Annotated in this window: 23 protein-coding genes; 12 read left to right on the top strand and 11 right to left on the bottom strand. The window is 70.3% G+C overall.

Annotation, left to right across the window (positions count from 1 at the left end; all coding sequences use genetic code 11):
- A partial coding sequence (locus ACFXN1_RS40440) for an SGNH/GDSL hydrolase family protein (protein ID WP_379463864.1) occupies window positions 1-660 on the bottom strand: 660 nt, incomplete at its 3' end.
- Entirely contained in the window at window positions 657-2,117 is a 1,461-nt protein-coding gene (locus ACFXN1_RS40445; protein WP_379437437.1) for an MFS transporter, read from the bottom strand. The genes ACFXN1_RS40440 and ACFXN1_RS40445, both read right to left, overlap by 4 nt.
- 120 nt (window positions 2,118-2,237) lie before the next feature.
- Between ACFXN1_RS40445 and ACFXN1_RS40450 the strand changes: the two genes are divergently transcribed.
- Window positions 2,238-2,867: a TetR/AcrR family transcriptional regulator gene (locus tag ACFXN1_RS40450; protein WP_379437436.1), complete on the top strand. Its 630-nt coding sequence runs from the start codon at window positions 2,238-2,240 to the stop codon at window positions 2,865-2,867.
- 166 nt (window positions 2,868-3,033) lie between these two features.
- Here the strand turns inward: ACFXN1_RS40450 and ACFXN1_RS40455 are convergent, their stop codons facing one another.
- The 4 genes from ACFXN1_RS40455 to ACFXN1_RS40470 form a co-directional block, all read right to left on the bottom strand.
- Window positions 3,034-3,369: a YnfA family protein gene (locus ACFXN1_RS40455; RefSeq protein WP_379437434.1), complete on the bottom strand. Its 336-nt coding sequence runs from the start codon at window positions 3,367-3,369 to the stop codon at window positions 3,034-3,036.
- A gap of 70 nt (window positions 3,370-3,439) precedes the next feature.
- Complete coding sequence (locus ACFXN1_RS40460; protein WP_379437433.1) at window positions 3,440-4,681, bottom strand: Dyp-type peroxidase; 1,242 nt, start codon at window positions 4,679-4,681, stop codon at window positions 3,440-3,442.
- A complete protein-coding gene (locus ACFXN1_RS40465) occupies window positions 4,674-5,234 on the bottom strand; it encodes a copper chaperone PCu(A)C (RefSeq protein ID WP_379437454.1) in 561 nt (186 codons plus the stop codon). The genes ACFXN1_RS40460 and ACFXN1_RS40465 overlap by 8 nt, the downstream gene beginning before the upstream one ends.
- Window positions 5,235-5,358: 124 nt before the next feature.
- Entirely contained in the window at window positions 5,359-5,910 is a 552-nt protein-coding gene (locus ACFXN1_RS40470; protein WP_379437431.1) for a hypothetical protein, read from the bottom strand.
- A 119-nt stretch (window positions 5,911-6,029) separates the two neighbouring features.
- Between ACFXN1_RS40470 and ACFXN1_RS40475 the strand changes: the two genes are divergently transcribed.
- From ACFXN1_RS40475 to ACFXN1_RS40485, 3 genes are all read left to right on the top strand, one after another.
- Window positions 6,030-6,707, top strand: coding sequence for a response regulator (locus ACFXN1_RS40475; RefSeq protein WP_379380639.1), 678 nt, complete (start codon window positions 6,030-6,032; stop codon window positions 6,705-6,707).
- Window positions 6,708-6,789: 82 nt separating this feature from the next.
- Window positions 6,790-7,773, top strand: coding sequence for an ATP-binding protein (locus ACFXN1_RS40480; RefSeq protein ID WP_379437452.1), 984 nt, complete (start codon window positions 6,790-6,792; stop codon window positions 7,771-7,773).
- Between the two features lie 546 nt (window positions 7,774-8,319).
- Window positions 8,320-9,966, top strand: a complete 1,647-nt coding sequence (locus tag ACFXN1_RS40485) for a DUF4153 domain-containing protein (RefSeq protein ID WP_379437430.1) — start codon at window positions 8,320-8,322, stop codon at window positions 9,964-9,966.
- Here the strand turns inward: ACFXN1_RS40485 and ACFXN1_RS40490 are convergent, their stop codons facing one another.
- Window positions 9,967-11,175, bottom strand: coding sequence for a hypothetical protein (locus ACFXN1_RS40490; RefSeq protein WP_379437429.1), 1,209 nt, complete (start codon window positions 11,173-11,175; stop codon window positions 9,967-9,969).
- Window positions 11,176-11,461: 286 nt separating this feature from the next.
- Window positions 11,462-12,382, bottom strand: a complete 921-nt coding sequence (locus ACFXN1_RS40495; protein ID WP_379463866.1) for a TIGR03619 family F420-dependent LLM class oxidoreductase — start codon at window positions 12,380-12,382, stop codon at window positions 11,462-11,464.
- 42 nt (window positions 12,383-12,424) lie between these two features.
- Here ACFXN1_RS40495 and ACFXN1_RS40500 point away from each other — a divergent pair, with 42 nt between their 5' ends.
- Window positions 12,425-12,982 (top strand): sugar O-acetyltransferase, encoded by a 558-nt coding sequence (locus ACFXN1_RS40500; RefSeq protein WP_379437425.1) that lies wholly within the window; start codon window positions 12,425-12,427, stop codon window positions 12,980-12,982.
- Window positions 12,983-13,058: 76 nt separating this feature from the next.
- Here ACFXN1_RS40500 and ACFXN1_RS40505 read toward each other — a convergent pair whose 3' ends face one another.
- The 3 genes from ACFXN1_RS40505 to ACFXN1_RS40515 form a co-directional block, all read right to left on the bottom strand.
- A complete protein-coding gene (locus ACFXN1_RS40505; protein WP_379437424.1) occupies window positions 13,059-13,895 on the bottom strand; it encodes an SDR family NAD(P)-dependent oxidoreductase in 837 nt (278 codons plus the stop codon).
- 118 nt (window positions 13,896-14,013) lie between these two features.
- Entirely contained in the window at window positions 14,014-14,382 is a 369-nt protein-coding gene (locus ACFXN1_RS40510; protein WP_379437422.1) for a hypothetical protein, read from the bottom strand.
- 39 nt (window positions 14,383-14,421) lie between these two features.
- A complete protein-coding gene (locus ACFXN1_RS40515) occupies window positions 14,422-15,207 on the bottom strand; it encodes a DeoR/GlpR family DNA-binding transcription regulator (RefSeq protein WP_379437421.1) in 786 nt (261 codons plus the stop codon).
- A 118-nt stretch (window positions 15,208-15,325) separates the two neighbouring features.
- Between ACFXN1_RS40515 and ACFXN1_RS40520 the strand changes: the two genes are divergently transcribed.
- The 7 genes from ACFXN1_RS40520 to ACFXN1_RS40550 all read left to right on the top strand — a co-directional run bounded on the left by ACFXN1_RS40520 (window position 15,326) and on the right by ACFXN1_RS40550 (window position 20,344).
- Window positions 15,326-16,117, top strand: coding sequence for a helix-turn-helix domain-containing protein (locus ACFXN1_RS40520; RefSeq protein WP_379437419.1), 792 nt, complete (start codon window positions 15,326-15,328; stop codon window positions 16,115-16,117).
- A gap of 63 nt (window positions 16,118-16,180) precedes the next feature.
- The gene (locus tag ACFXN1_RS40525; RefSeq protein ID WP_379437418.1) at window positions 16,181-17,032 is read left to right on the top strand and encodes a fructosamine kinase family protein; all 852 of its coding nucleotides are present in this window, start codon (window positions 16,181-16,183) and stop codon (window positions 17,030-17,032) included.
- Window positions 17,033-17,466: 434 nt separating this feature from the next.
- Window positions 17,467-17,913, top strand: a complete 447-nt coding sequence (locus ACFXN1_RS40530) for a VOC family protein (protein WP_379437416.1) — start codon at window positions 17,467-17,469, stop codon at window positions 17,911-17,913.
- A gap of 452 nt (window positions 17,914-18,365) precedes the next feature.
- Window positions 18,366-18,959, top strand: a complete 594-nt coding sequence (locus ACFXN1_RS40535; RefSeq protein ID WP_379437415.1) for a DUF5994 family protein — start codon at window positions 18,366-18,368, stop codon at window positions 18,957-18,959.
- The gene (locus ACFXN1_RS40540; protein WP_379396551.1) at window positions 18,956-19,435 is read left to right on the top strand and encodes a DUF5994 family protein; all 480 of its coding nucleotides are present in this window, start codon (window positions 18,956-18,958) and stop codon (window positions 19,433-19,435) included. The genes ACFXN1_RS40535 and ACFXN1_RS40540 overlap by 4 nt, the downstream gene beginning before the upstream one ends.
- 293 nt (window positions 19,436-19,728) lie before the next feature.
- On the top strand, window positions 19,729-19,947 hold the full coding sequence (locus ACFXN1_RS40545) for an NUDIX hydrolase (protein ID WP_379437451.1): 219 nt from the start codon (window positions 19,729-19,731) through the stop codon (window positions 19,945-19,947).
- 10 nt (window positions 19,948-19,957) lie between these two features.
- Window positions 19,958-20,344 carry a VOC family protein gene (locus ACFXN1_RS40550; protein WP_379437413.1) on the top strand — a complete coding sequence of 129 codons (387 nt, stop codon included), beginning with the start codon at window positions 19,958-19,960 and terminating at the stop codon, window positions 20,342-20,344.
- Window positions 20,345-20,549 lie beyond the last annotated feature (205 nt).

Here is a 20,549-nt window from a genome sequence, read left to right on the forward strand (position 1 = left end):
GAGTTCGCGGGCGGTGTGGCGGGCCAGGTTCTCGGCGATCTCGGCGGCGACCACCGCGTGCCCTGCCATGGTCAGGTGGATGAGATCGGCCGAGAGCCAGTTCGGGCGCAGTCGTGCGGGGTGGTCCCAGAATTCGGTGAGGATGGCGTCGTGGCGCTCGGCGACGCGGCGCACGGCGTCGGCGAATCCGGCGAACAGCGGGCGCAGGGGAGCCATGCGCCCGGTGAAGGAGTCGGCCAGGGTGAACAGGGACAGCCGCGCGCCGGTGGCGGCCACCCGGGTGCACAGCTCGTCGAGGGCGGCCTCCACATCGGACAGCCGGGCATTGCGCAGGAACAGGTCGTTGCCGCCGCAGGTGACGTGCACCAGGTCCGGGCGGAATGCCTCGAGCGCGGGCAGTTGCCCGGCGGTGACGTCGGCGATGACCGCGCCCAGGACGCCGGTGTTGAGGTAGTCGGTGCTCGGGTGGGCGGCGAGCAGCCAGCGCGCCACGCGGTCGGCCCAGGGCACGGTGTCGTAGCCGGGCCAGGGGTCGCCGGTCCCGGCGGCGGTGGAGTCGCCGGTGACGGCGAACCGCCGGAACGGCACGTCGCGCAGGATCGCGGCGGCTGCCGGATCGGACAGGGTGAACGGATCGGTGGCTTCGGTGCGGGCGGTCATGGCTGGGGCTCCTCGGCTCGGATCGGCAGGGCGGCGAGAACGGCTGCGGCGACGGCGATTCCGGCGCAGACGGCGAACAGGGTGTGGAAGGCGGTGAGCGGCTGGGCCGGGTGGGCGGCGAACACCGCGGCGAGCACGGCCACCCCGAGCGCGCCGCCGGATTGGCGGGCGGTCAGGTTCATGCCGACCCCGGCTGCGAATCGGTGCGGCGGCAGCGAGCGCGCGGCGGCGGTGCCGAGCACGGTGACGAGCAGGCCGATGCCGCCGCCACCGAGCAGTCCGGCCGGCACCCACGCCGTCCACAGTGCCGGGGTGGCGTCCCAGCTGCCGGTGCTCATGTAGAGGGTGGACGCGGCGAACATGACGGCGCCGAGCACGCCCAGCCACCGCTGCCACGGCACCGGCGCGCGCCCGGCCGGCACCGCGGTGACCATGGAGGCGATCGCGCCGACGGTCATGGCGGCCGCCGACTGCAGCACCGAGTAGTGCCACATGGTGTCCAGCCACAGCGGTCCGGCCAGCAGCCACGCGAACATGGTCGCGCCGAAGACGAAGGCGACGGCATTGACCAGCGCGTAGTAGTGGCTGCGCCACAGCCCGACCGCGATGGCGGGGCGCGGATGCGTCCGCGACCGCCACAGTGCCAGGCCCAGCAGTGCGAGCCCGCCGAGACCGGTGACCAGGGTTTGCCGAGCGCCCCAACCCCATTGCTGTCCCTGGGTGACCGCGGCGACGACCGCGCCGATGCCGAGTCCGGTGGCGACGGTGCCGATCGGATCGGGCAGCCCCTGCGCGTGCCGCTGATCGCCGCGCGCCAGCCGCAGCCCCGTGGCGATGAGCAGTGCCGCGATCGGCACGTTGATGACGAAGACCGAACGCCAGCCGAACCAGTCGACCAGCGCGCCGCCCACGGCCGGGCCGACGGTGGCGGCGAATCCACCGGCCGCGGTCCAGGCGGCCATGGCGACGCCGATGCGGGCGGGCGGGGTGACGCTCAGGACCAGGCCGAGTCCGGCCGGGATGAGGAAGGCCGCGGTCGCGCCCTGCAGGAAGCGGCCGGCGATGAGCCAGTCCGCCCCCGGCGCGAGCGCGCACAGCAGCGAGGTGAGCGCGAATCCGGCCAGAGCGGTGAGGAATACGCGCCCGCGGCCGAGGGCGTCGGCGAGCTGTCCGGCGGGGGTGAGCAGGGCGGAGAAGGCGACGGCGTAACCGCTCACCACCCAGGTCAGGGTGGTGGCGGCGATGCCGGGGTAGTCGCGGGTGATGGCGGGGAAGGCGATGTTGACCACGGACAGGTCCAGGAAGGACACGAACGCCGCACCGGAGGCGACCAGTAGCGCGAGGCGGGCCGGGCGGTCGGAGGACGGTGTGGCCGAGGAGGATCGGCCGGCGCGAGCTTCGGTGCTCGGCGGGGAGGTATCGGGTGCTGCGGGCTGACGCCGGCTGATGTCGGTCATGACGGGCTCTCCACGGAACGGGTGTCGGAGCGGGATCAAAACAGTACGCACGATCGTTCGTATTTATGAAAAGTACGACCGATCGTGCGTAAAAGCAACAGTTGGTGCGAAGATGAAGAGGTGGATGAACCGGTGCAGCCTTCCGAGCAGGAGATTTCCGATCAGCGGCGGCTCAAGGGGGCGCGTGCCCGCGCGACCATCGCCCGTCACGCCGCCGATGTGGCCTCGGTCGAGGGCTTGACCGGGCTGAGTCTGGGCCGGCTCGCCGGGGATCTGGGGGTCAGCAAGTCGGGGGTGGCGACATTGTTCGGCACCAAGGAGAACCTGCAGCTGGCCGCGGTGCAGTCGGCGCGCGAGGTCTTCATCGAGCACGTCGTCCGCCCCGCCCTGAGCGTGGACCGTGGCATGCCGAGACTGCGGGCGATCATCGACCACTGGTTCGACTACGTGGGTGAGCCGCTGCTGCCCGGCGGCTGCTTCCGGGGCGCGAGCGTGCCCGAGTTCGACAGCCGCCCGGGCCCGGTGCGCGACGCCCTGGCGGCCGACCGCGACGACTGGTTCACGGTGCTGGAGAAGGAGATCGGCCGCGCTCAGGAGCAGGGCTACCTGGCCGGGCTGGACCCGCACGCCGTCGCGTTCCAGTTGGATGCGGTGGTGGCGGCGGCGAATACGGCCGCGCGGATGGGTGACGACACGGCGCTGCCCACTGCGCGCGCGATCATCGACGGCCTGCTCGGGGCCGGCCGCTGACCATCGCCGTGACCGGCGGGGATGTGTAATCCGTTCGCGCCCGGCAATTCTGCATCGACTGCACGTCGGCGAGATCCGGGGGCGATGCGTGGCATGCGTGAATGCAGTTCGGGCGCAGCTGGTTTCACGTGGAGCAATGCCACCGCGTGTCTCGCACCCGCGTGTCTCACGCCGAGCGTGGTGCGTACATGATGAGCCCGACCCCGGCCAGGCACACCAGTGCGCCGATCACATCCCAGCGGTCGGGCCGGAAGCCGTCCAGCGCCATTCCCCACAGCAGCGACCCCGCCACGAAGACGCCACCGTAGGCGGCGAGGATGCGCCCGAAGTGGGCGTCGGGCTGCAGGGTGGCGACGAACCCGTAGCAGCCGAGCGCCACCACGCCCGCCCCCATCCACAGCCAGCCGCGGTGCTCGCGCACTCCCTGCCAGATCAGCCACGCGCCACCGATTTCGGCGACGGCGGCCAGCGCGAACAGCACGATCGATCGCAAGACGGTCATGGCAGCCCACCCTAGAGTCCGCGGCCGGTGTCCGGTCGGACCGCCCCGTGTGCGGTCCGACCGGTCCGGATCATCGTTGGGTGTCGGCGCGGTCGAACAGCTGCTGTCCGAGGTAGCCGCCCGGGCCGGGCACGCCGGGCGGGACGGCGAAGACCGCCGAGCCGACCGGTGTGGTCCATTGGTTGAGGGCGTCGAAGTCGGCCAGTCGCTGCTGCACCGGCAGGTACTGGGCGTCGATGTCGCGCTGGAAGGACGCGAACAGCAGGCCCGAGTTGGAGACGTGCCCGGGGGCGGGCGCGTCGTCGTAGTTGTAGCCGCGGCGCAGGAACCGCTCCCCGTCGTGAGCGTGGTGGGCGCGGGCGATGTGGGAGGACGGCGGGATCTTCGGGATGCCGTACTGGTCCACGGCCGCGAAGTCGGGTTCGTCGAATTCCCGGGTGCCCGACAGCGGCGCCCCGTGCTCGACGGTGCGGCCGACGGTGATGGCGCGCCCGTCGGCGTCGAGTTCGTCCCAGGTCTCGAGGTTCATCGCGATGCGCCGCAACACCATCGAGGTGCCCCCGGCCAGCCACGGCCGCACCGATCCGTCGTCCCACACGAGGCGATCGAAATCGGTTGTGCCGGGCGCGATGTTGACCGTGCCGTCCACCGAGCCCATGAGATTGCGCATGGTCCGGCCGCGGGCGGCATTGCGGAACCCGCGCTGCACCCATTTCACCGTGACCAGCGATTTCACATGCTTGGACAGCACCCGCACCGCGTGCGAGACCGTGGTGGCCTCGTCGGCGCAGATCTGCAGCAGCAGATCACCGCCGCACCAGGCGGCGTCGAGCTTGTCGATGCCGAAGGGCGGCAACGGTTTCAGCCAGTGCGGCCGCTGATCCTCGAGTCCGGCGATGGTGAACAACCGCGGCCCGAATCCGACGGTGACGGTGAGCCGGGCGGGCCGGGCGGCCAGTTCCGGTTCGGTGTCGGCGAGCGCCGGTCTGCCCTGGGTCAGGCGCGAGGCGTCGTCGGTCCAGATCTTCAGCAGCCCGATGATGTCCTCGCGCTGTGCACCCGCCACCAGGTCGAAGGCGACGAAGGCCGCGTGCAGCGGCGGATCGGTCGCGATGCCCGCCTGATGCGGCCCGTGGAAGGCGACCGTATCCAGTCCGGGATCGCGATCGTGGTCGCGGTGGGTGAGTGTGGCCGCGCCCCAGCCGACGCCTGCGGAGCCGGCAACTGTCACCGCGGCGGCCCCCGCGGCGGCGCCGCCGCCGAGCAGTCGCCGCCGGGACAGGCGGGGGTGCGGTTGCGGCCGGTCAGCCACCGTGGGCGGCGTTGTCGCCGGAGGGCTGGTAGTTCTCCTTGCCGCCCGCGAAGTCACGCACCTGCGCGGTGACGGTGGTGCTGGACCCGTCGGAGAAGGTGAGCGTGATGGGGGTGTCCGCGCCGGTGCGCAGCGGGGCCTTCAACCCCATGAACATCAGGTGGTCGCCGCCGGGCTTCAGGGTCGCGCTGCCGTGGGCGGGGATGACGATGCCACCGGCCTTGGGCTGCATGGTCTTCTCTCCGGCCGCGTCGGGGACGATCTCGTGGATCTCCACGGTGGCCGAGGCCGGGCTGGTGGCCGCGACCAGGTTGATCGGCTGGTCGGAGGTGTTGGAGAGGGTGCCGAAGGCGGCGGACATGCCGCTGTCGGCGGCCTTGATCCACTGATCGGTCATGGTGATCCGGTCGGCGGCCTTGCCGGTGGCGTCCGAGGAGGTCTGCGAGGAGGAGCAGGCGACGGGCAGCAACGCCAGGGTCGCGACGGCGGCGGCCGCACCGACCCGGCGCGCGAATCCGCCGGTGCGCAGGCGGAAGCTGTGGCAGGAGGGCATCTGGGACATGGGAAATGGACTCCGTGTGTCAGGGGGAAGGGAGGTCACCCCGGACCGGTTCACGGCGACACCCGTTCGGCGCAGGCCTGATTCGGCCACTGCGCGGGGAGGAGGCGTCGCGGATCTATGCCGGAGCGAGGTGTGGGAACGGTGCGCCGGCCCGGGGTGGGCCACGACGCCCGATCCCCGGACTGACGAGCAGGCGACGCGCCTCGGCGCGATCGTCGGCGCGGCACGGGCGCAGGCGCGGCGCGGGCGGCCGCAGGATCGAACCCAGTGCGAGGATGAATCGCCGCACGCTGGTGACGGCCCGGCGCATGCCGGCCTCGGCGGCGCGAATCGCGAGTGCGCCCACCGGAATTGCGACCAGGTGGGCCAGCAGCATCGACGGCGAGGAGCTGTGATGGTGGTGGCCCGGCGACATCGACAGTGCCGCATGGCCGATGGACTGCCCGGCCGCCAACATGGCCATGGTTCCGGCGATCCCGTAGCGGGGGCGCAGGGTCGCCACCACGACCCCGATCAGCTTGCACGCCGCGAGCAGCAGGGCGAGCGCGGAACCGTCGAGCAGGGGCGCGCCGCCGCCGAGTCCGTGCGCGAGAATCGCCACCGCGCCGGAGGATGCGCCGACGGCAGCGCCGCGCAGGCGTGCGGTGTGATCCGTCGTTGAGCGCACTCGGCCATGCTACGACGTCGTGTCGCAGACGATGCTTCCAGGTGGTATGACCGGCGTCTCCACAGGATCTTCACAATCGACGCGAACCATCTCCACGGCGGTTGCCTAATGTCACCTGCATGGAAACCAGTGCGCGCCGGATCCTCGTCGTCGAGGACGAGCCGACCATCGCGGAATCCCTCGCCGCCCGCCTGCGCGCCGAGGGGTACGCGGTCGACATCGCGCACGACGGGCCGGCGGCCGTGGCGGCCGACGCGGCCGGGGACCCGGATCTGGTGGTGCTGGACGTGATGCTGCCCGGCTTCGACGGGCTCGAGGTCTGCCGACGCATCCAGGCCCGCCGACCGGTGCCGGTGCTCATGCTGACCGCCCGCACCGACGAAACCGACATGCTCGTCGGCCTCGGGGTCGGCGCGGACGACTATCTGACGAAACCGTTCTCGATGCGCGTGCTCACCGCCCGCGTGCACGCCCTGCTGCGCCGCGTGGACCGCACCGCCGCCCCGGTCGCCGCCATCGTGGTCGGTGATCTGCGCATCGACACCGATCAGCGGCGGGTGTGGCGCGGCGACGCCGAAACCCAGCTCACCCCACTGGAATTCGAGCTGCTGGTGCACCTGGCCCGCCGGCCGCGCACCGTGCTGGCCCGGGAGCGGCTACTCAGCGAGGTGTGGGGCTGGGCGGACGCCTCGGGCACCCGCGCCGTCGACAGTCACGTCAAGGCGTTGCGCCGCAAGCTCGGCGCGGACCTGATCCGCACCGTGCACGGCGTGGGGTACGCGCTGGAGGCTCGATGAACGGCGGTGGGCGCGGATCGGCGGGGGAGCGGTGAGCGTGCGAGAGTGGTTGCGGGCGGCCGGGAATCGGGCGGCGGGGTGGATGCCGCGGCCGCTGGACCGGGTGCGGTCGATCAAACTGAAGCTGGCCGTCCTCATGGTCGGGTCGGGGGCGGTGGCGTTCGGGTTCTTCGCCTCACGCATCGGATGGCTGCCGCCGCGCACCACCATCGCGGCCACACTGCTCGCGCTGCTCTTCTCGCAGGTACTCGCCCACGGCATGACCCTGCCGTTGCGGGAGATGACCGCCGCCGCCAAACGCATGGCGCAGGGGGATTATTCGCGGCGGGTGCGCGCCACCTCCCGGGACGAGGTGGGGCAGCTGGCGGCGGCGTTCAATCAGATGGCCGCCGATCTGGCCGCCGCCGATCAGCAGCGGCGCGAGTTCATCGCCAATGTGTCGCACGAACTGCGCACCCCCATCACGGCGCTCGGCGCGGTGCTGGAGAACCTGGTCGACGGTGTGGCCGAACCGGATCCGGCGACCCTGCGCACCGCGCTCGCCCAGACCGAGCGGCTGAGCCTGCTGGTGTCGGAGCTGCTGGCGCTGTCGAGCGTCGAGGCCGGTGCGGTGGCGCTGGACCGCGAACCCGTCGCCGTGGAGCCGCTGCTGAAAGAGGTTGTGGCCGAAGCGGAGGTGATGGCGGCCGCGGTCGACCGGCCCGTCCGCTTCACCATCGTCGCCGCCCCCGATCTCACCGTGCACGCCGATCGCGCCCGCCTGCACCAGGTCCTGCTCAACCTGCTCGACAACGCCACCCGCCACGGACCCGCCGGCGGTGAGGTCCGCATCCACGCCCACGCCGACCGCACCGGCACCGTCATCGATGTCGCCGACGACGGCCCCGGCATCCCGATCGCCGACCGTGCCCGCGTCTTCGAACGCTTCACCCGCGGCGGCCGCGCCACCGGCGGCGGCACCGGCCTCGGCCTGGCCATCGCCCGCTGGATCGTCGACCTGCACGGCGGCACCATCGCCGTCGCCGACCCCGGCTCCCGCATCCGCATCACCCTCCCCGCTTCCTGACCTCACCCCATCCGCAACCCGCAGCGCCCCGCGCTCCCGGGTCGCTCCCGCACACCCATCGGAGGCCTTGCCATGCCCGAAAACCCTTCCACCGCACCCTCTCCCGACGACCACCCGCCCGCACCCGCAGCGCCTGAACGCACAACGAGCGAACCGCCGACACCTGGTTCGGAACCGCGCGAACCCGGAGAACTCCAACCCGGGCCAGGAAGTACCGGCCCGAGCGCCTCCGAATGGGCACGGCCCGGAGCGCCGCAGCCAGAGCGGGTAGCGCCCGAACCGTGGACAACCGGAGCGGCGACCCCTGATGCGGCGAGCCCTGCTGTGGCGACTCCCGACATGGCGAGCGCTGATGGGACGGCCCCTGTGATCGCGACCCCCGGGCGGTGGTCCGCCCCCGCACCGCCGGCAGTCCCGACCGTTCCCGGCCGGCAGTGGCCCGTGCCCGCCCCGCCCGCACAACGGGCCGGTCCGTCGACAGCGCGTCCCGGCACCACGAATTCTGTTCCACCCCAGCTGATTCCGCCCCGCTCGGCGCGGGTGCCCGTGCCGAGCGGGTTGCCGGCCGCCATCGTCGCGGCGGGAGGTGCCGGGGCGATCCTGGTGCCCGTCGACCGTCCCGGTGTCGGATGGCTGCTCGCGGGCCTGGTGATCACGGGCGCGGTGTACGCGGTCGACCGGTCGGCCCGGCAGACGGTTTCGAGGGAGCAGGGCGTTGTCTCGGCGGCGCGTGACGCGGATGCAGCGGTCGCCGCTGCCTCCGGGACTGTGCCCGCTGCGCAGACCTCTTCCGGGCCGCCCGCGGCTCCAACGTCCAGCACCGCCACCCGCCGTCCCGCTGGTGTCGGCTCGGCTGCTGATCCCTCCGGCACCGGTCGCGGTGGGCCCGTGGACGGTGCCGGGACCGGCAGTGCGAGCCAGGTTCATCCCGGTGGATCGGGGCGGACGGGCCGGGTGTCGTGGGATCGGATCTGGTGGGCCGGGGTGGCGCTGGCGCTGCTGGGTGTGGGTGTGTTCCGCGCTGCCCCTTGGCTTTTCGTGCTCTGTGTGCTCGGGGCCGCGATGGCCGGGTCCTTGGCGGTGGTGCGGCGGTCGGTGTACGGGCTGTGGTTCGACCTGCCTGCGGTGCCGTTCGCGGGACTGAATTCGCTGCCGTGGCTGTATCGGGCGGTGACGCGGGCGCGTGGGCGCTTCGGGAAGGGTTCGCAGCGGGTGTGGTGGTCGGCGGCGGTGGCCGCCGCGCTGCTGGTGATGGTGGTGCCGCTGCTGGCGGGCGCGGACGCGGTGTTCGCCGGGCTGGTGGACGGGCTGATGCCGCGCATCGATGTGCCTGCGGTGGTGCGGTGGGGTTTCGTGTTCGTGGTGGTCGGGTCGGGGACGGCCGGGGCCCTGTATCTGCTGGCGGGGCCGCCGCCGGTGGCCGACGATGCGGGGCCGGGCCGGGGGATGGATCCGCTGGGCTGGCTGGGGGTGCGCAGGTTCTCGCCGATCGAGTGGGGAATTCCGGTGGGCGCGTTGACGATCGTGTTCGCGGCGTTCGTGGGTACGCAGGTGGTGGTGCTGTTCGGCGGGGACGGGTATGTGCAGCGCACGGCCGGGCTGACGTATGCCGAGTACGCGCGCTCCGGGTTCTGGCAGCTGTCGATCGTGAGCATGCTGACCCTCGCGGTGATCGGGATCGTGCTGCGGCACGCGCTGCAGGACACGGTGATCGAGCGACGCTGGTTGCGGGGCGCGGTCACGGTGGTGATCGGGTTGTCGCTGGTGATCGTGGCGTCCGCGCTGCATCGCATGTGGACCTATCAGCAGGCGTACGGGTTCACGGTGATGCGGCTGCTCGTGGAGGTGTTCGAAGGCTGGATCGCGCTCGTCTACCTGCTGTTGCTGGCGAGCCTGGTGCGGTTGCGGCGTGGCTGGGTGCCGCGCGCGGCGGTCGGCGCCGCGCTCGCGACATTGCTGGCGCTGGCGGCGGTGAACCCGGAACGGTTCGTCGCCGAACGCAATGTGGAGCGCTGGCAGGCGGGCAAGTCCCTCGACACCGGGTATCTGAGCAGCCTGTCGCCGGATGTGCTGCCGGTGGCCGACCGGCTGCCCGACGCCGAGCGCGCAGCCATTGCGGACGTCATTCGCGCACGCCCGTCCGGTGATTCGTGGCAGGGCTGGAACTATGCGCGCGCCACCGCCCGCCGGTGATCAGGAGCCGAAGCCGACCGGGGTCCAGGTGCGGCCCGCGTCCTGGGTGGCGAGCATCGTGGTGGCCAGGTGCTTGGACCCGGTCTGGGTCATGATCACGAAACCGGTTGTCTCGGTGACGAAATGGCCCGAGCTCTCGCGCCAGCCCTGGGCAGGTGCACGATAGGTCGTCGTCCACGTTGCGCCGCCGTCGGCCGAGGTGAGCAGGTGGTCGTCGAGAGCCGCGACCAGATGGGTGGGGTCGGCCGGGATGAGCGCGGCAGCTGCGGACAGCGTCGGCGACAGCTGCCCGGTCTCGGTGAAGGTGGCACCGCCGTCGGTGGAGGTCATGAGCTGGGTGGTGGTGCCGCCGTCGGAGTACGGGCCGAATCGGCCGCACAGGGCGACGAGCCGCTTTTCGGAGAAGGGGTGCCAGGCGGCGGGACCATTGCCGCCGCAGGGCAGTTTCCACGGTGTCCACGTGCCGTCGACCGATCGGGCACCGTCCGCACCCCGGTTGGTGACGACCAGCCAGGCCCGGCTGCCGAGAACGGTGACAGCGGCCGAGGGGTCCGGGCCGCCACTGCCGGGTACCGGGACCTCGGTGGGACCGGTCCACGCATCGCGGGTGAGGGGGCTGGTGAACAGCACGGTTCGTTCACCGGGCTGCACGGTGGCGATGTACACGCTGTCGTCGGAGATGGTGAACGACCAGGCGTTCACGACCGGATCGATGTCGAGATCGATCTCGCGCCAGGTCTTTCCGCCGTCGTGGGTGGCGAACAGCTTGTCGCCGGCCCGGATCCAGCCATTGCGGGCATCGGCGAACTTCAGCCAGTGGCCCTTGGACCCGGGATCGCGCAGCGGGGCCGGGAGCGGGGCCTGCTGCCACGTCTGCCCACCGTCGGTGGTGTGCTGCAGCACCAGGCAGGGCTCGCTCGCGCACGGGTAGGTCCGGCCCAGCACCCAGCCTTCGTCGGCGGAGATGAAGGTGATCGAATCGGGTTGGAAGCCGACCGGATCCGGCGCCGCGGCCTCGGTGACGGTCGGCGTCATGGCAGGCCCGGTGGTCGGGGCCGCTGTCGCGGGGGCCGTCGTCGTGTCGGTCGTCGCCGAGTCCGGGCCGCTCTCACCGGTTTTGATGGTGAGCGCCGCGACCACCCCCGCCGCCAGGACCGGTACTCCGACTCCGACGACTCCGGCCAGCACGACCGGATTCCGCAACCCCACCGGCCCGGACTCCCTTCAGCACATCACCGGGGCCTTGTTCCGGGCGGTCACCCGGCGGCCCTGCGGCACAACGGGATCGAGTATGCCCGGTGGCCGCCCGATTTGCCCACCCGGCTCGGGTTTCGCCCAACCGGCTCGAATGGCCGGCCCGCTGGGCGGTCGGCGGGCAGCGATATCGCCGATGGGCTGGTAGGGGACCGGCGCGTCCGGCCGTGCTGAGCGGATGGCAGCGCGCCGCTGCCGGAGGGCGGCGCGGATGGGTGGCGGGCCGGACCGCGCAGCCGGTTCAGCCGCGCAGCCGGGCCAGCAGCTGCAGGGCGGCGTCGAGCATGCCGTCGAGGGAGTCGGTGACATAGAGCAGATCGACGAAGAAGTCGTCGAATCCGGTGTCCGCGGCGACCTTCTCGATAGTCGCGGCGACCAGCTCGAGGTCGGTGCCCGCGGCGACGTTCACCCGCAGCACGGTGCCGATGTCCTTCGGATCGCGGCCCGCGGCGACCGCGGCCTCGTCGATGACGCCGCGCAGCTTCAACAGCTGCTGACCCCAGGCGGGCGGGCCCGGCACCGGCACCACGGGCAGCCAGCCATCGGCGCGTCGGCCGATGCGGGCCAGACCGGCCGGACTGAACGCGCCCAGATAGATCGGCGGCCGCGGCCGCTGCACCGGCTTGAGCTCACTGCGATGCTCGGGCACCGACACGTAGCGGCCGCGATATCCGGCGGGGTCGGTGGTCCAGATGGCTTCCAGCGCATCGAGGGTCTCGTCCAGCCGGGCGCCGCGATGGGTGAAGGGGACCTCGGCGGCCTCGTACTCCTCCGGCGACCACCCGATGCCGAAGCCGGGAATCAGCCGGCCGTTGCTGACCACGTCGACCGTGGTCAGCGCGCGAGCCAGCTGCGCGGGCCGATACAGCGGCGCGATCAGCACATTCGCGCCGAGGGCGACCCGCTCGGTCACCGCGGCCGCGATCCCGAGCAGCAGCAGCGGGTCGAGCACCGAGTTGAACTCGTCAGGGATGGTGTCCTTGCCCGCGTAACCGACCTTCGGATTGGTGGCGGCGATGAGCCGCTCACCGACCCAGAGACTGTCGGCCCCCGCCTGCTCAAGCGCGGTCGCATAATGCGCCACCCGCGCGCCCTCGCGGGCCTGTGAACCATGCTGAGGAAGAGCGAACCCGATTTTCACCCTTCCGGTGATACCAGACACGCGATCATGCGCGGCCCGCGGGATCGCGGACAGGATGGACGGGTGGGAGAACACAAGGACCGCATGCTCGCCGGCGAGCCGTACCGCGACAACGACCCCGAACTGGTCGCCGAACGTCTGCGCTGCCAGGGGTTGCTCGACCGGTTCAACGCCACCCGCGCCGGTCAGGACAGCGAGCGTCGAACCATCCTCGACGAGCTGCTCGGCGAGATCGGGGAGGGGTCCTGGATCATGCCGCGCTTCCAATGCGACTACGGGCAGCTGATCCGGTTGGGCCGCAACAGTTTCCTCAACTACGACGCCATCGTCATGGATTGTGCGCCGGTCACCATCGGCGACGACGTCTCGATCGGCCCGCGCGCCCAGCTGCTCACCGCCCTGCATCCGATGGACGATCACGCGCTGCGCCGCGACCGCTGGGAGACGGCCGCGCCCATCACCATCGGCGACAATGTGTGGCTCGGCGGCGGGGTCATCGTCTGCCCGGGAGTGAACATCGGCGCGAACACGGTGGTGGGGGCGGGCAGTGTCGTCACCCGCGAGCTGCCCGAAAAGGTATTCGCCGCAGGCAATCCCGCGCGGGTGATCAGGCCGCTGTGACCGATAGCGGCAACGGGCACGAGACCGGATCTGGTGCGAATGTGTTCACCGGTGCGGAAGCTGGTTCGGCGCGGCCTCAGCCGGGCAGGCCCGCCAGTTCGGCGCACAACCGGTGCAGGCGGGTGGCGGCCGCGTCGTCCTGGGCGGTGGGGGAGGGCGCCTTGACACGGTTGCGCTCGAAGTAGCAGCCGGACACCGAGGAGACGTCGGGGTCGGTCGCCAGGTAGGTGAGGGCCCGCGCGGCCGTGCCGGCGTCGGTCATGAACAGGCGTTTGCCGAGCGCCAGCGCGGGCCGGGCGAACCAGGGTGCGGCGTCCCAGATACCGGTGGCGACGACCCCCGGGTGGAAGGCGTTGGCGGTCACCCGGGTTCCGTCCAGCCGCCGGGCCAGGTCGCGCGTGTACAGAATGTTGGCGAGCTTGGCGCGGCCGTAGGCGGTGGCGCCGCTGTAGCCGTGCCGCATTTGCAGGTCCTCGAAGTCGAGGGCATTGCCGTAGTGCATGACCGACGAGGTGAACAGGATCCGCGCCGGGGCACTGTGGCGCAGCAGATCCAGCAGCAGTTCCGTGAGCAGGAATCCGGCGAGATGGTTCACCGCGAAGGTGGCTTCCAGACCGTCCCCGGTTTCGGTGCGCGACATGTGGAATGCGCCCGCATTGTTGGCCAGCACGTCGAGCCGGTCGTATCGAGCGGCGACGGTGCCCGCAAGCTGGCGGACAGCATCCAGGGAGGCGAGGTCGCATTCGATCGCATCGACCGGAGCGGTCGCGATCGCACGCACCAATTCGCCAGCGGCACTGAGCTTTCCGGGATTGCGGCCGACCAGGATGACACGGTGCCCGGCCGCCGCGAGCTGCCCCGCCGCCGCCAATCCGATCCCCGACGTGGCCCCCGTGATCAGCATGGTCTTCATGCCCGGCCAGCCTGCCACACCCCGGGCGCACTGTCGCGGTACGCCGAACCGCGTATCCGGCGGCGAACCGCTGTCCGACTTCGCCGTCTGACCGGCCCGCGCCCTGAGCCCGGGCCCGTCAGAGGGCCGCGGGAATCTCGCTCAGGCTCAGATAGATTCGCTTGCCCTCCGCGCGCGCCTGCGCCACCATCCGATCGGCGCCCTCGGACGGACCGCCGATGCGCAGCACCGCGTCACAGCGGGAGAGCAGCTGCTCGGCAACGGGATGGAAGATCTCGTCGTAGAGCGGATCACCCGGGCCCGTACTGCCGGCGGTCTCGAGCAGCGGCAACGCCAGCGCCTCACCGGTGACCGCGAGATGCCCGGCGCGGAAGAGGGTCAGGGCCGTCTCGTTCATGGCGCGCACATTGGCCGCCAGCTTGACCGGATCGTCACCGGTCCCCGAGCGGTACGGCCCCGCGACCAGGATCATCTGAGAATTCGACACGGTAGCTCCTTCGATCATCGGTTCATACGCCAATTCGGTTCACGCCGTATGGAGGACGACGCCCGCTTCACGCAGGGCATCGAGGGTCCGCGGGCCGGCCGGATGGATCGCCGGGTCGGACGCGGAACGGTCGGTGACGAACTCGTGCGCCGCGCCCAGCGCGGCCACCTGGCTGAAGGCCCGCACCCCCAGCTTGGTCGCATCCGCCACCGCCAGCACCCGCGCCGACTGTGCGATCCCGGCCTGCTTGACCGCGGCATCGTCGAGACAGAACTCCGACCAGCCGTACTCGGCGTGCACCCCGCCGATCGACATCACGAACACGTCGAACGCGAGTGACTCCACCGCCCGCAGAGCCAGAGGGCCGACCAGGGATTGCTCACCCGGCCGGGAACGCCCACCCGCCACCAGCAACTCGATCCCGGGACGATCGGCCAGGCACGCTGCGGTCTGCAGACTCAGCGCGGTCACCGTCAACGGGCCGCGCTCGGCCAGCGCCCGGGCCACATGCACGGTCGTCGTGCCCGCATCCAGCAGCACCCGCGACCCGGGGGCGATGAGGGCCGCGACGGCCGCGCCCAGCCGATCCTTGGTGGCAGCCGACCAGCCCGCGCGATCGGCGAACCCGCCCGCCTCGGTCCGCGCGCGGGTCGCCACCGCCCCGCCGTGCACCCGCCGCACCAGGCCGCGCTGCTCGAGCGCATCGAGGTCACGGCGCACGGTCATCTCCGAAACACCGAGGCGCTGCGCCAATTCCGCCACTGCGGCCCGCTCCGCGCCCTGCACCAGGCGCAGCGTCACATCCAACCGTTCACCGGCATCCACCCCACATTTCTAACAGAGGCGTGTTCGAATGAACAGAGTTAGTTTCGTATTGCCCGAGGCCGGGCGCTTACCTCCCGGGTAATGGCCTGTGGTGGTTGATCATTCGTACGATCGGCACATGGCGACTCACACGGCAGGCGACCTCCTGCGGCACTGGCGCACCACCCGGCGGCTCAGCCAGCTCGAACTCGCCGGCCGCGCCGAAACCTCCACCCGCCACCTCAGCTTCATCGAAACCGGTCGCGCCACCCCCAGCCGCCAGATGCTGCTGCACCTGTCCGACGAACTCGACATCCCCCTGCGGGAACGCAACCGCATGCTCCTGGCCGCCGGATACGCACCCGTCTACGCCGAACCCGAACTCGACACCCCCGCCATGCAATCCGTCCGCGACGCCCTCCGCCGCATCCTCACCGGCCTCGAACCGCACCCCGCCCTCGCCATCGACGCGAACTGGACCATGGTCGACGCCAACGCCGGCATCGGACTGTTCCTCGCCGGCATCGACCCCGCCCTGCTGACGCCGCCCGTCAACGCCCTGCGCCTGACCCTGCACCCCGACGGCTTCGCCGCCCGCATCATCAACCTCGCCGAATGGCGCGGTCACCTCTTCGAACGCCTGCAACGCCAGATCGAAGTGACCGGATCACCCGAACTCACCGCGCTGCTCGACGAATTGCGCGCCTACCCCGGCGGTGAGGAATCACCCGGCCTGCCCGAACCCGACCAGGCCGTCGTCCCCCTGCGCGTGCGTCTCGACGGCCACGAGCTCGCCTTCCTCAGCGTCACCACGGTTTTCGGCACACCCATGAACGTCACCGTCGCCGAACTCGCCATCGAAGCCTTCCTCCCCGCCGACGCCGCCACCGCCGCCCACCTGCGCGACCGCCTCACCGTCCCGGGAACCTGACCCCACAACCCGATCCGACTAGTCGGTCCGCGCGGGCCGGTCCATACCCCACAATGAGATTCCATGGACGTGCCCGCGCACCTCACCCACCTCACCGGCACACCCATCACCCGCGTCGACCACCTCGGCCACAGCCACGCCTGGACCCTCCACCGCGCCCACACCGCCGACGGCCGCACCCTCTTCGTCAAAGCCGTCCAGAACGGCACCCCCTCCGCCGTCCTCACCGCCGAAGCCGCCGGCCTCCGCTGGCTGGCCACCGGCCACCCCACCCTCGTCCCGCCCGTCGTCGCCGCCGACCCCCACATGCTCGTCCTGTCCTGGCAGCCACCCGAACCCGCCACCCCCACCGCCGCCGAACACCTCGGCCGCGACCTCGCCACCCTCCACACCGCCACCCCGCACACCTACGGCGCCCCCTGGGACGGCTACATCGCCACCCTCCCTCTGGACAACACCCCCACCACCGGCGACTGGGGCCCCTGGTACGCCGAATACCGCCTGGCCCCTTACCTTTCCGCGGCCGCCCCCGAACTCGGCCGCGACGGCACCCGCCTCCTCGACCGCGTCATCGACCGCATCGACCACCTCGCCGGCCCACCCGAACCCCCCGCCCGCATCCACGGCGACCTCTGGTCCGGAAACATCCTCTGGTCCACCGGCCACGCCCTCCTCATCGACCCCGCCGCCCACGGCGGCCACCGCGAAACCGACCTCGCCATGCTCACCCTCTTCGGCGCCCCCCACCTCGACCGCATCCTCGCCGCCTACCAAGAAACCACCCCCCTGAGTTCCGGCTGGCGCCAACGCATCCCCCTTCACCAGCTCCACCCCCTCCTCGTCCACGTAATCCTCTTCGGCGGCTCCTACCGAGGCATGCTCCTCGCCGCCGCAGCCTCCGCCCTGGCCGCATAACCGTGCGCGCCGTCCGAAACAGAACAATTCGTCGGGCCAACAGCCTTCTGCAGTTTCAGCCGAGCGACACGGCCGGCCCGACAACGATGCTCGGATGTTCCTGTGCCACTCGAGCCTTCTCGGCAATCGGTGAAGTCGGTGGGCATGATCCGCCCGTGTATCGCAGTTGGCCGGAACGAATGGTGGCGGACCGGTGGTCACCGACGGCAGCCACCACCAATCCGGACGCTCCCGAAGACGACTGATCTGGCGGATATTGCGTCGCAGCCCGCGAATCGTTCTGGGTAGCCTGCGGTTTCGGCTGTCATCACCGTCTGATACCGCAGGAAAGCGAGCATCGCGTGGACCTCGGACCTGAAATCCGCACCACTGCCGGAGTCGTGCGCGGCAGGTGGGAAAGCCCTGTCGCGCACCGGAGACGCTGCGGCGGTAACGTGAGGATTCTCGCCGGGCGGATGAAAAGGGGAGAGGAAATGGGTGCTGCAAGGATTACATCCTGCCTTATGCGCGTATCCGACCTGGATCGTTCCGCGAACTTCTACTGCTATGTGTTCGAATGCCACATTGCGATTCACGAGCCGGAGGCGGCGCTTCTCTTGACGCCGGGCGGCTTCCAGATATACCTGCGCACACGCCAGGCGGGCCGGGCACGCGGCATCAATGATGTCGGTGTTGAGGAGATCATCTGGTCCGTCGACAACGAAGAAGAACTGCAACGCATCGAACAGCGGCTGCGCACCCGGTACCCCAGTACATATTCGAACACACTGAACGGGGTCAGTTTCGTCGACGGTGTCGACCCGGACGGGACTCGCGTGCTGGTCACCTACCCGACTCCCGAACAGTTTCCGTGCGAGGTCATAGACAGACGATTCCGGTGACCGGCACAGACGATAGCCCACCGAGGTCCCAGTTGCCGGGGTTCCGGTAGAACGAAAAGCCCAGTTGGAAGCCCTATTCTGACAGGGTCCGGCGGCCCTGCTGATGTGACGTCGAGGGCCCCGCATCCGCACCTGCCGACGCACTACACACCATTGCTGCTGGTCCAGGCATTGTTGTTTTCCGTGCGGCTACTACCGTGACCCCCTCAGCTGCCGGGGCCGCAGACGAGGTGAGTCGGAAGGGTTCGACCCGACGGGCCGACACCCACAGGGTGGGGTGGTTTCCTGCGATGCCCCGAAGGCCCATTGCGCGTACGCGCGCATGGGGCCGGTGTGTTTCTCGCGGGTAGGATCAGGGCGCCGGGGGCTTTTCGTACGAAATCACTCGTGGTCTCGTCGTCGCCCGGCGAATGAATATGGACCGCCATGCGGTCCCGGTCAGGAGCGTCCTGATGACGCTACAACACAAGTCGATCGTGCTGGACCGCCCTTCGCGCTTCACCCTCCGCACCGCTCTGCCGTCGTCACGGCGGTTACCGACGCCGCGAGCACCCCGCCCCGGGGCGGTGGATGGGGCCTGGTGGCCCCGCACGACCGACTTGGTCGCCGAACTGTCCGATCTGGAGGCGCTACTGGGCCGGCGGGCAGGCGGCGTCGACCGAATCATGTACAACATCGACGCCTGGGAACCGGCACCGAGCTGCACGGTAATCGGCGGGCGTTCGGTTCGCTTGGACGGATACCGGCATCTGCCCGCCCACACAGTCTGTGTCCTGGGACTCGACCGCACCCGCCTCGTCCTGCTGGTGATCCCCGCAGACACCGAGGCCGCCACCGCCCAGGCGTTGCTGTCGGCCGCATCCCGACCAGGCAATGAGCTCACCGCCGCCGAACTCATGGCCGCCGATACCCGCCACACCCGCGATCACGCCCAGAACGAGGACGCGTTGCGCCGCTGGGACGACGAAGGCGGTCACACCGCGCCGGTGAACCCGGCAGACCTGCGCTCTCGCAGTATCCCCGGCCCCACGGGAGGCCTGATATGACACAGAACCCGGCGCAGGACAGGGGCGGTGCCGCCGCCGACCGCGGTCTGGGCCGATTCCAGCCCACCGCCGGCGGTGGGCAACCATTCGACACGCCGACCCGCACACCGCGGCTGCTGCTGCGCGACCGTGACGAGCAATCCGGTGGCGTCGACGGTGCCTGGTGGCCCAGAACCGACAACCTCACCACCGAACTGCACGACCTGGTCACCGCGCTCACCGCGCGACTCGGCGCGACCGCCCGGATCAGCTTCGACTGGAATTGGCTGAGCCTGTCCCAACGCCGCATCGACGCTCCCGACGGGATCGAGGTCACCGGACCGCTTCCGGGCCAGCCGCCTCAGGTGATGTATGTCTTCGGCCCGCACGATCGGCGCCTTCGATTGTTGGTGATCGATCCCGCCACCACCGCAGACCGCGCCGACGCGCAGATGCGCAGGGCCGTAAGCGCGATCGCTGACCAGCCGGAATCATGAACTAGGGGTTCCGGTAGAAGCCGCCGAAAATCCAATGAAATTCGGCATACGCCCTGATCAGGGCGAAGTCATCGGCAGTCGACAAGCGCTGAAACAACCAGCAAGAGAACGGTTTCCTGCCTCGGGCGGCTGGTTCAGCCGGTTGGGAAGAGCGGGCTGCGATCGATCGTGTGTGGCCGGGCGACATGATCCGATGAATCAACGTAGCCATCACGGTCGCCGATCTCCACAAGCTTCGACCGATTCAGCGAGACCGAGGTCAAGTGCTGCTGGAGCAGATAGTCGACAACGGCATGTGGGCTCTGCCCGGCGGAAAGATCGAGCTGGGCGAGTCGCTCGCCGAATGTGGGATCCGCGAAGCCAAGGAGGAGACAGGGATTGACGTCGAGATCATCGGGATAGTTGGCACCTACACCAATCCCGGACATGTCTTCGCCTATGACGAGGGGAGGTACGGCTATCCGGTAGCTCCTACCGTACTGGCGCCACAAGGGGGAGCAGTCGTGGGCTAGCGTCGGGGGAGTGGAGCTGCAGCGGATTCATCATGTCGCGATCATTGCGTCGGACTATGAGAGGTCGAAGGCGTTTTATACCGAGGTTCTCGGGTTGCGGGTGATTGCGGAGAACTATCGGGCCGAAAGGTGTTCGTACAAGCTGGATCTCGCGTTGCCTGACGGCGGGCAGGTGGAGTTGTTCTCGTTTCCGGAGCCGCCGGCGCGGCTGTCGAGGCCCGAGGCTGCTGGGTTGCGGCATCTGGCATTCCTGGTGGCGGATGTGGGGGAAGCGGTGGCCGAGTTGCGGGGTAGGGGAGTGGCGGTGGAGGAGGTGCGAATTGATGAGTACACGGGGAAGCGGTTCGTGTTCTTCGCTGATCCGGATGGTCTGCCGCTGGAGCTGTACGAAGCCTGAGGTCAGGGCCTCCGTCGGAGGCTTTCCCAATTGAACATCAAGAAATGGAAATATGCGCATCTACGCATGTGGATCGACTTCGAACAAACTCCGGCACTCACCACCGCGCACACCTGCCTGACCACACCCATCACCACCCAACCTCGAAGAGGGGAGCGGCTATTCGATGCCGCTCGGTCGCTGGGTTGGGGGCTCCCATACGATG

Source organism: Nocardia sp. NPDC059154, from assembly GCF_042755705.1.
Lineage (GTDB): Bacteria > Actinomycetota > Actinomycetes > Mycobacteriales > Mycobacteriaceae > Nocardia.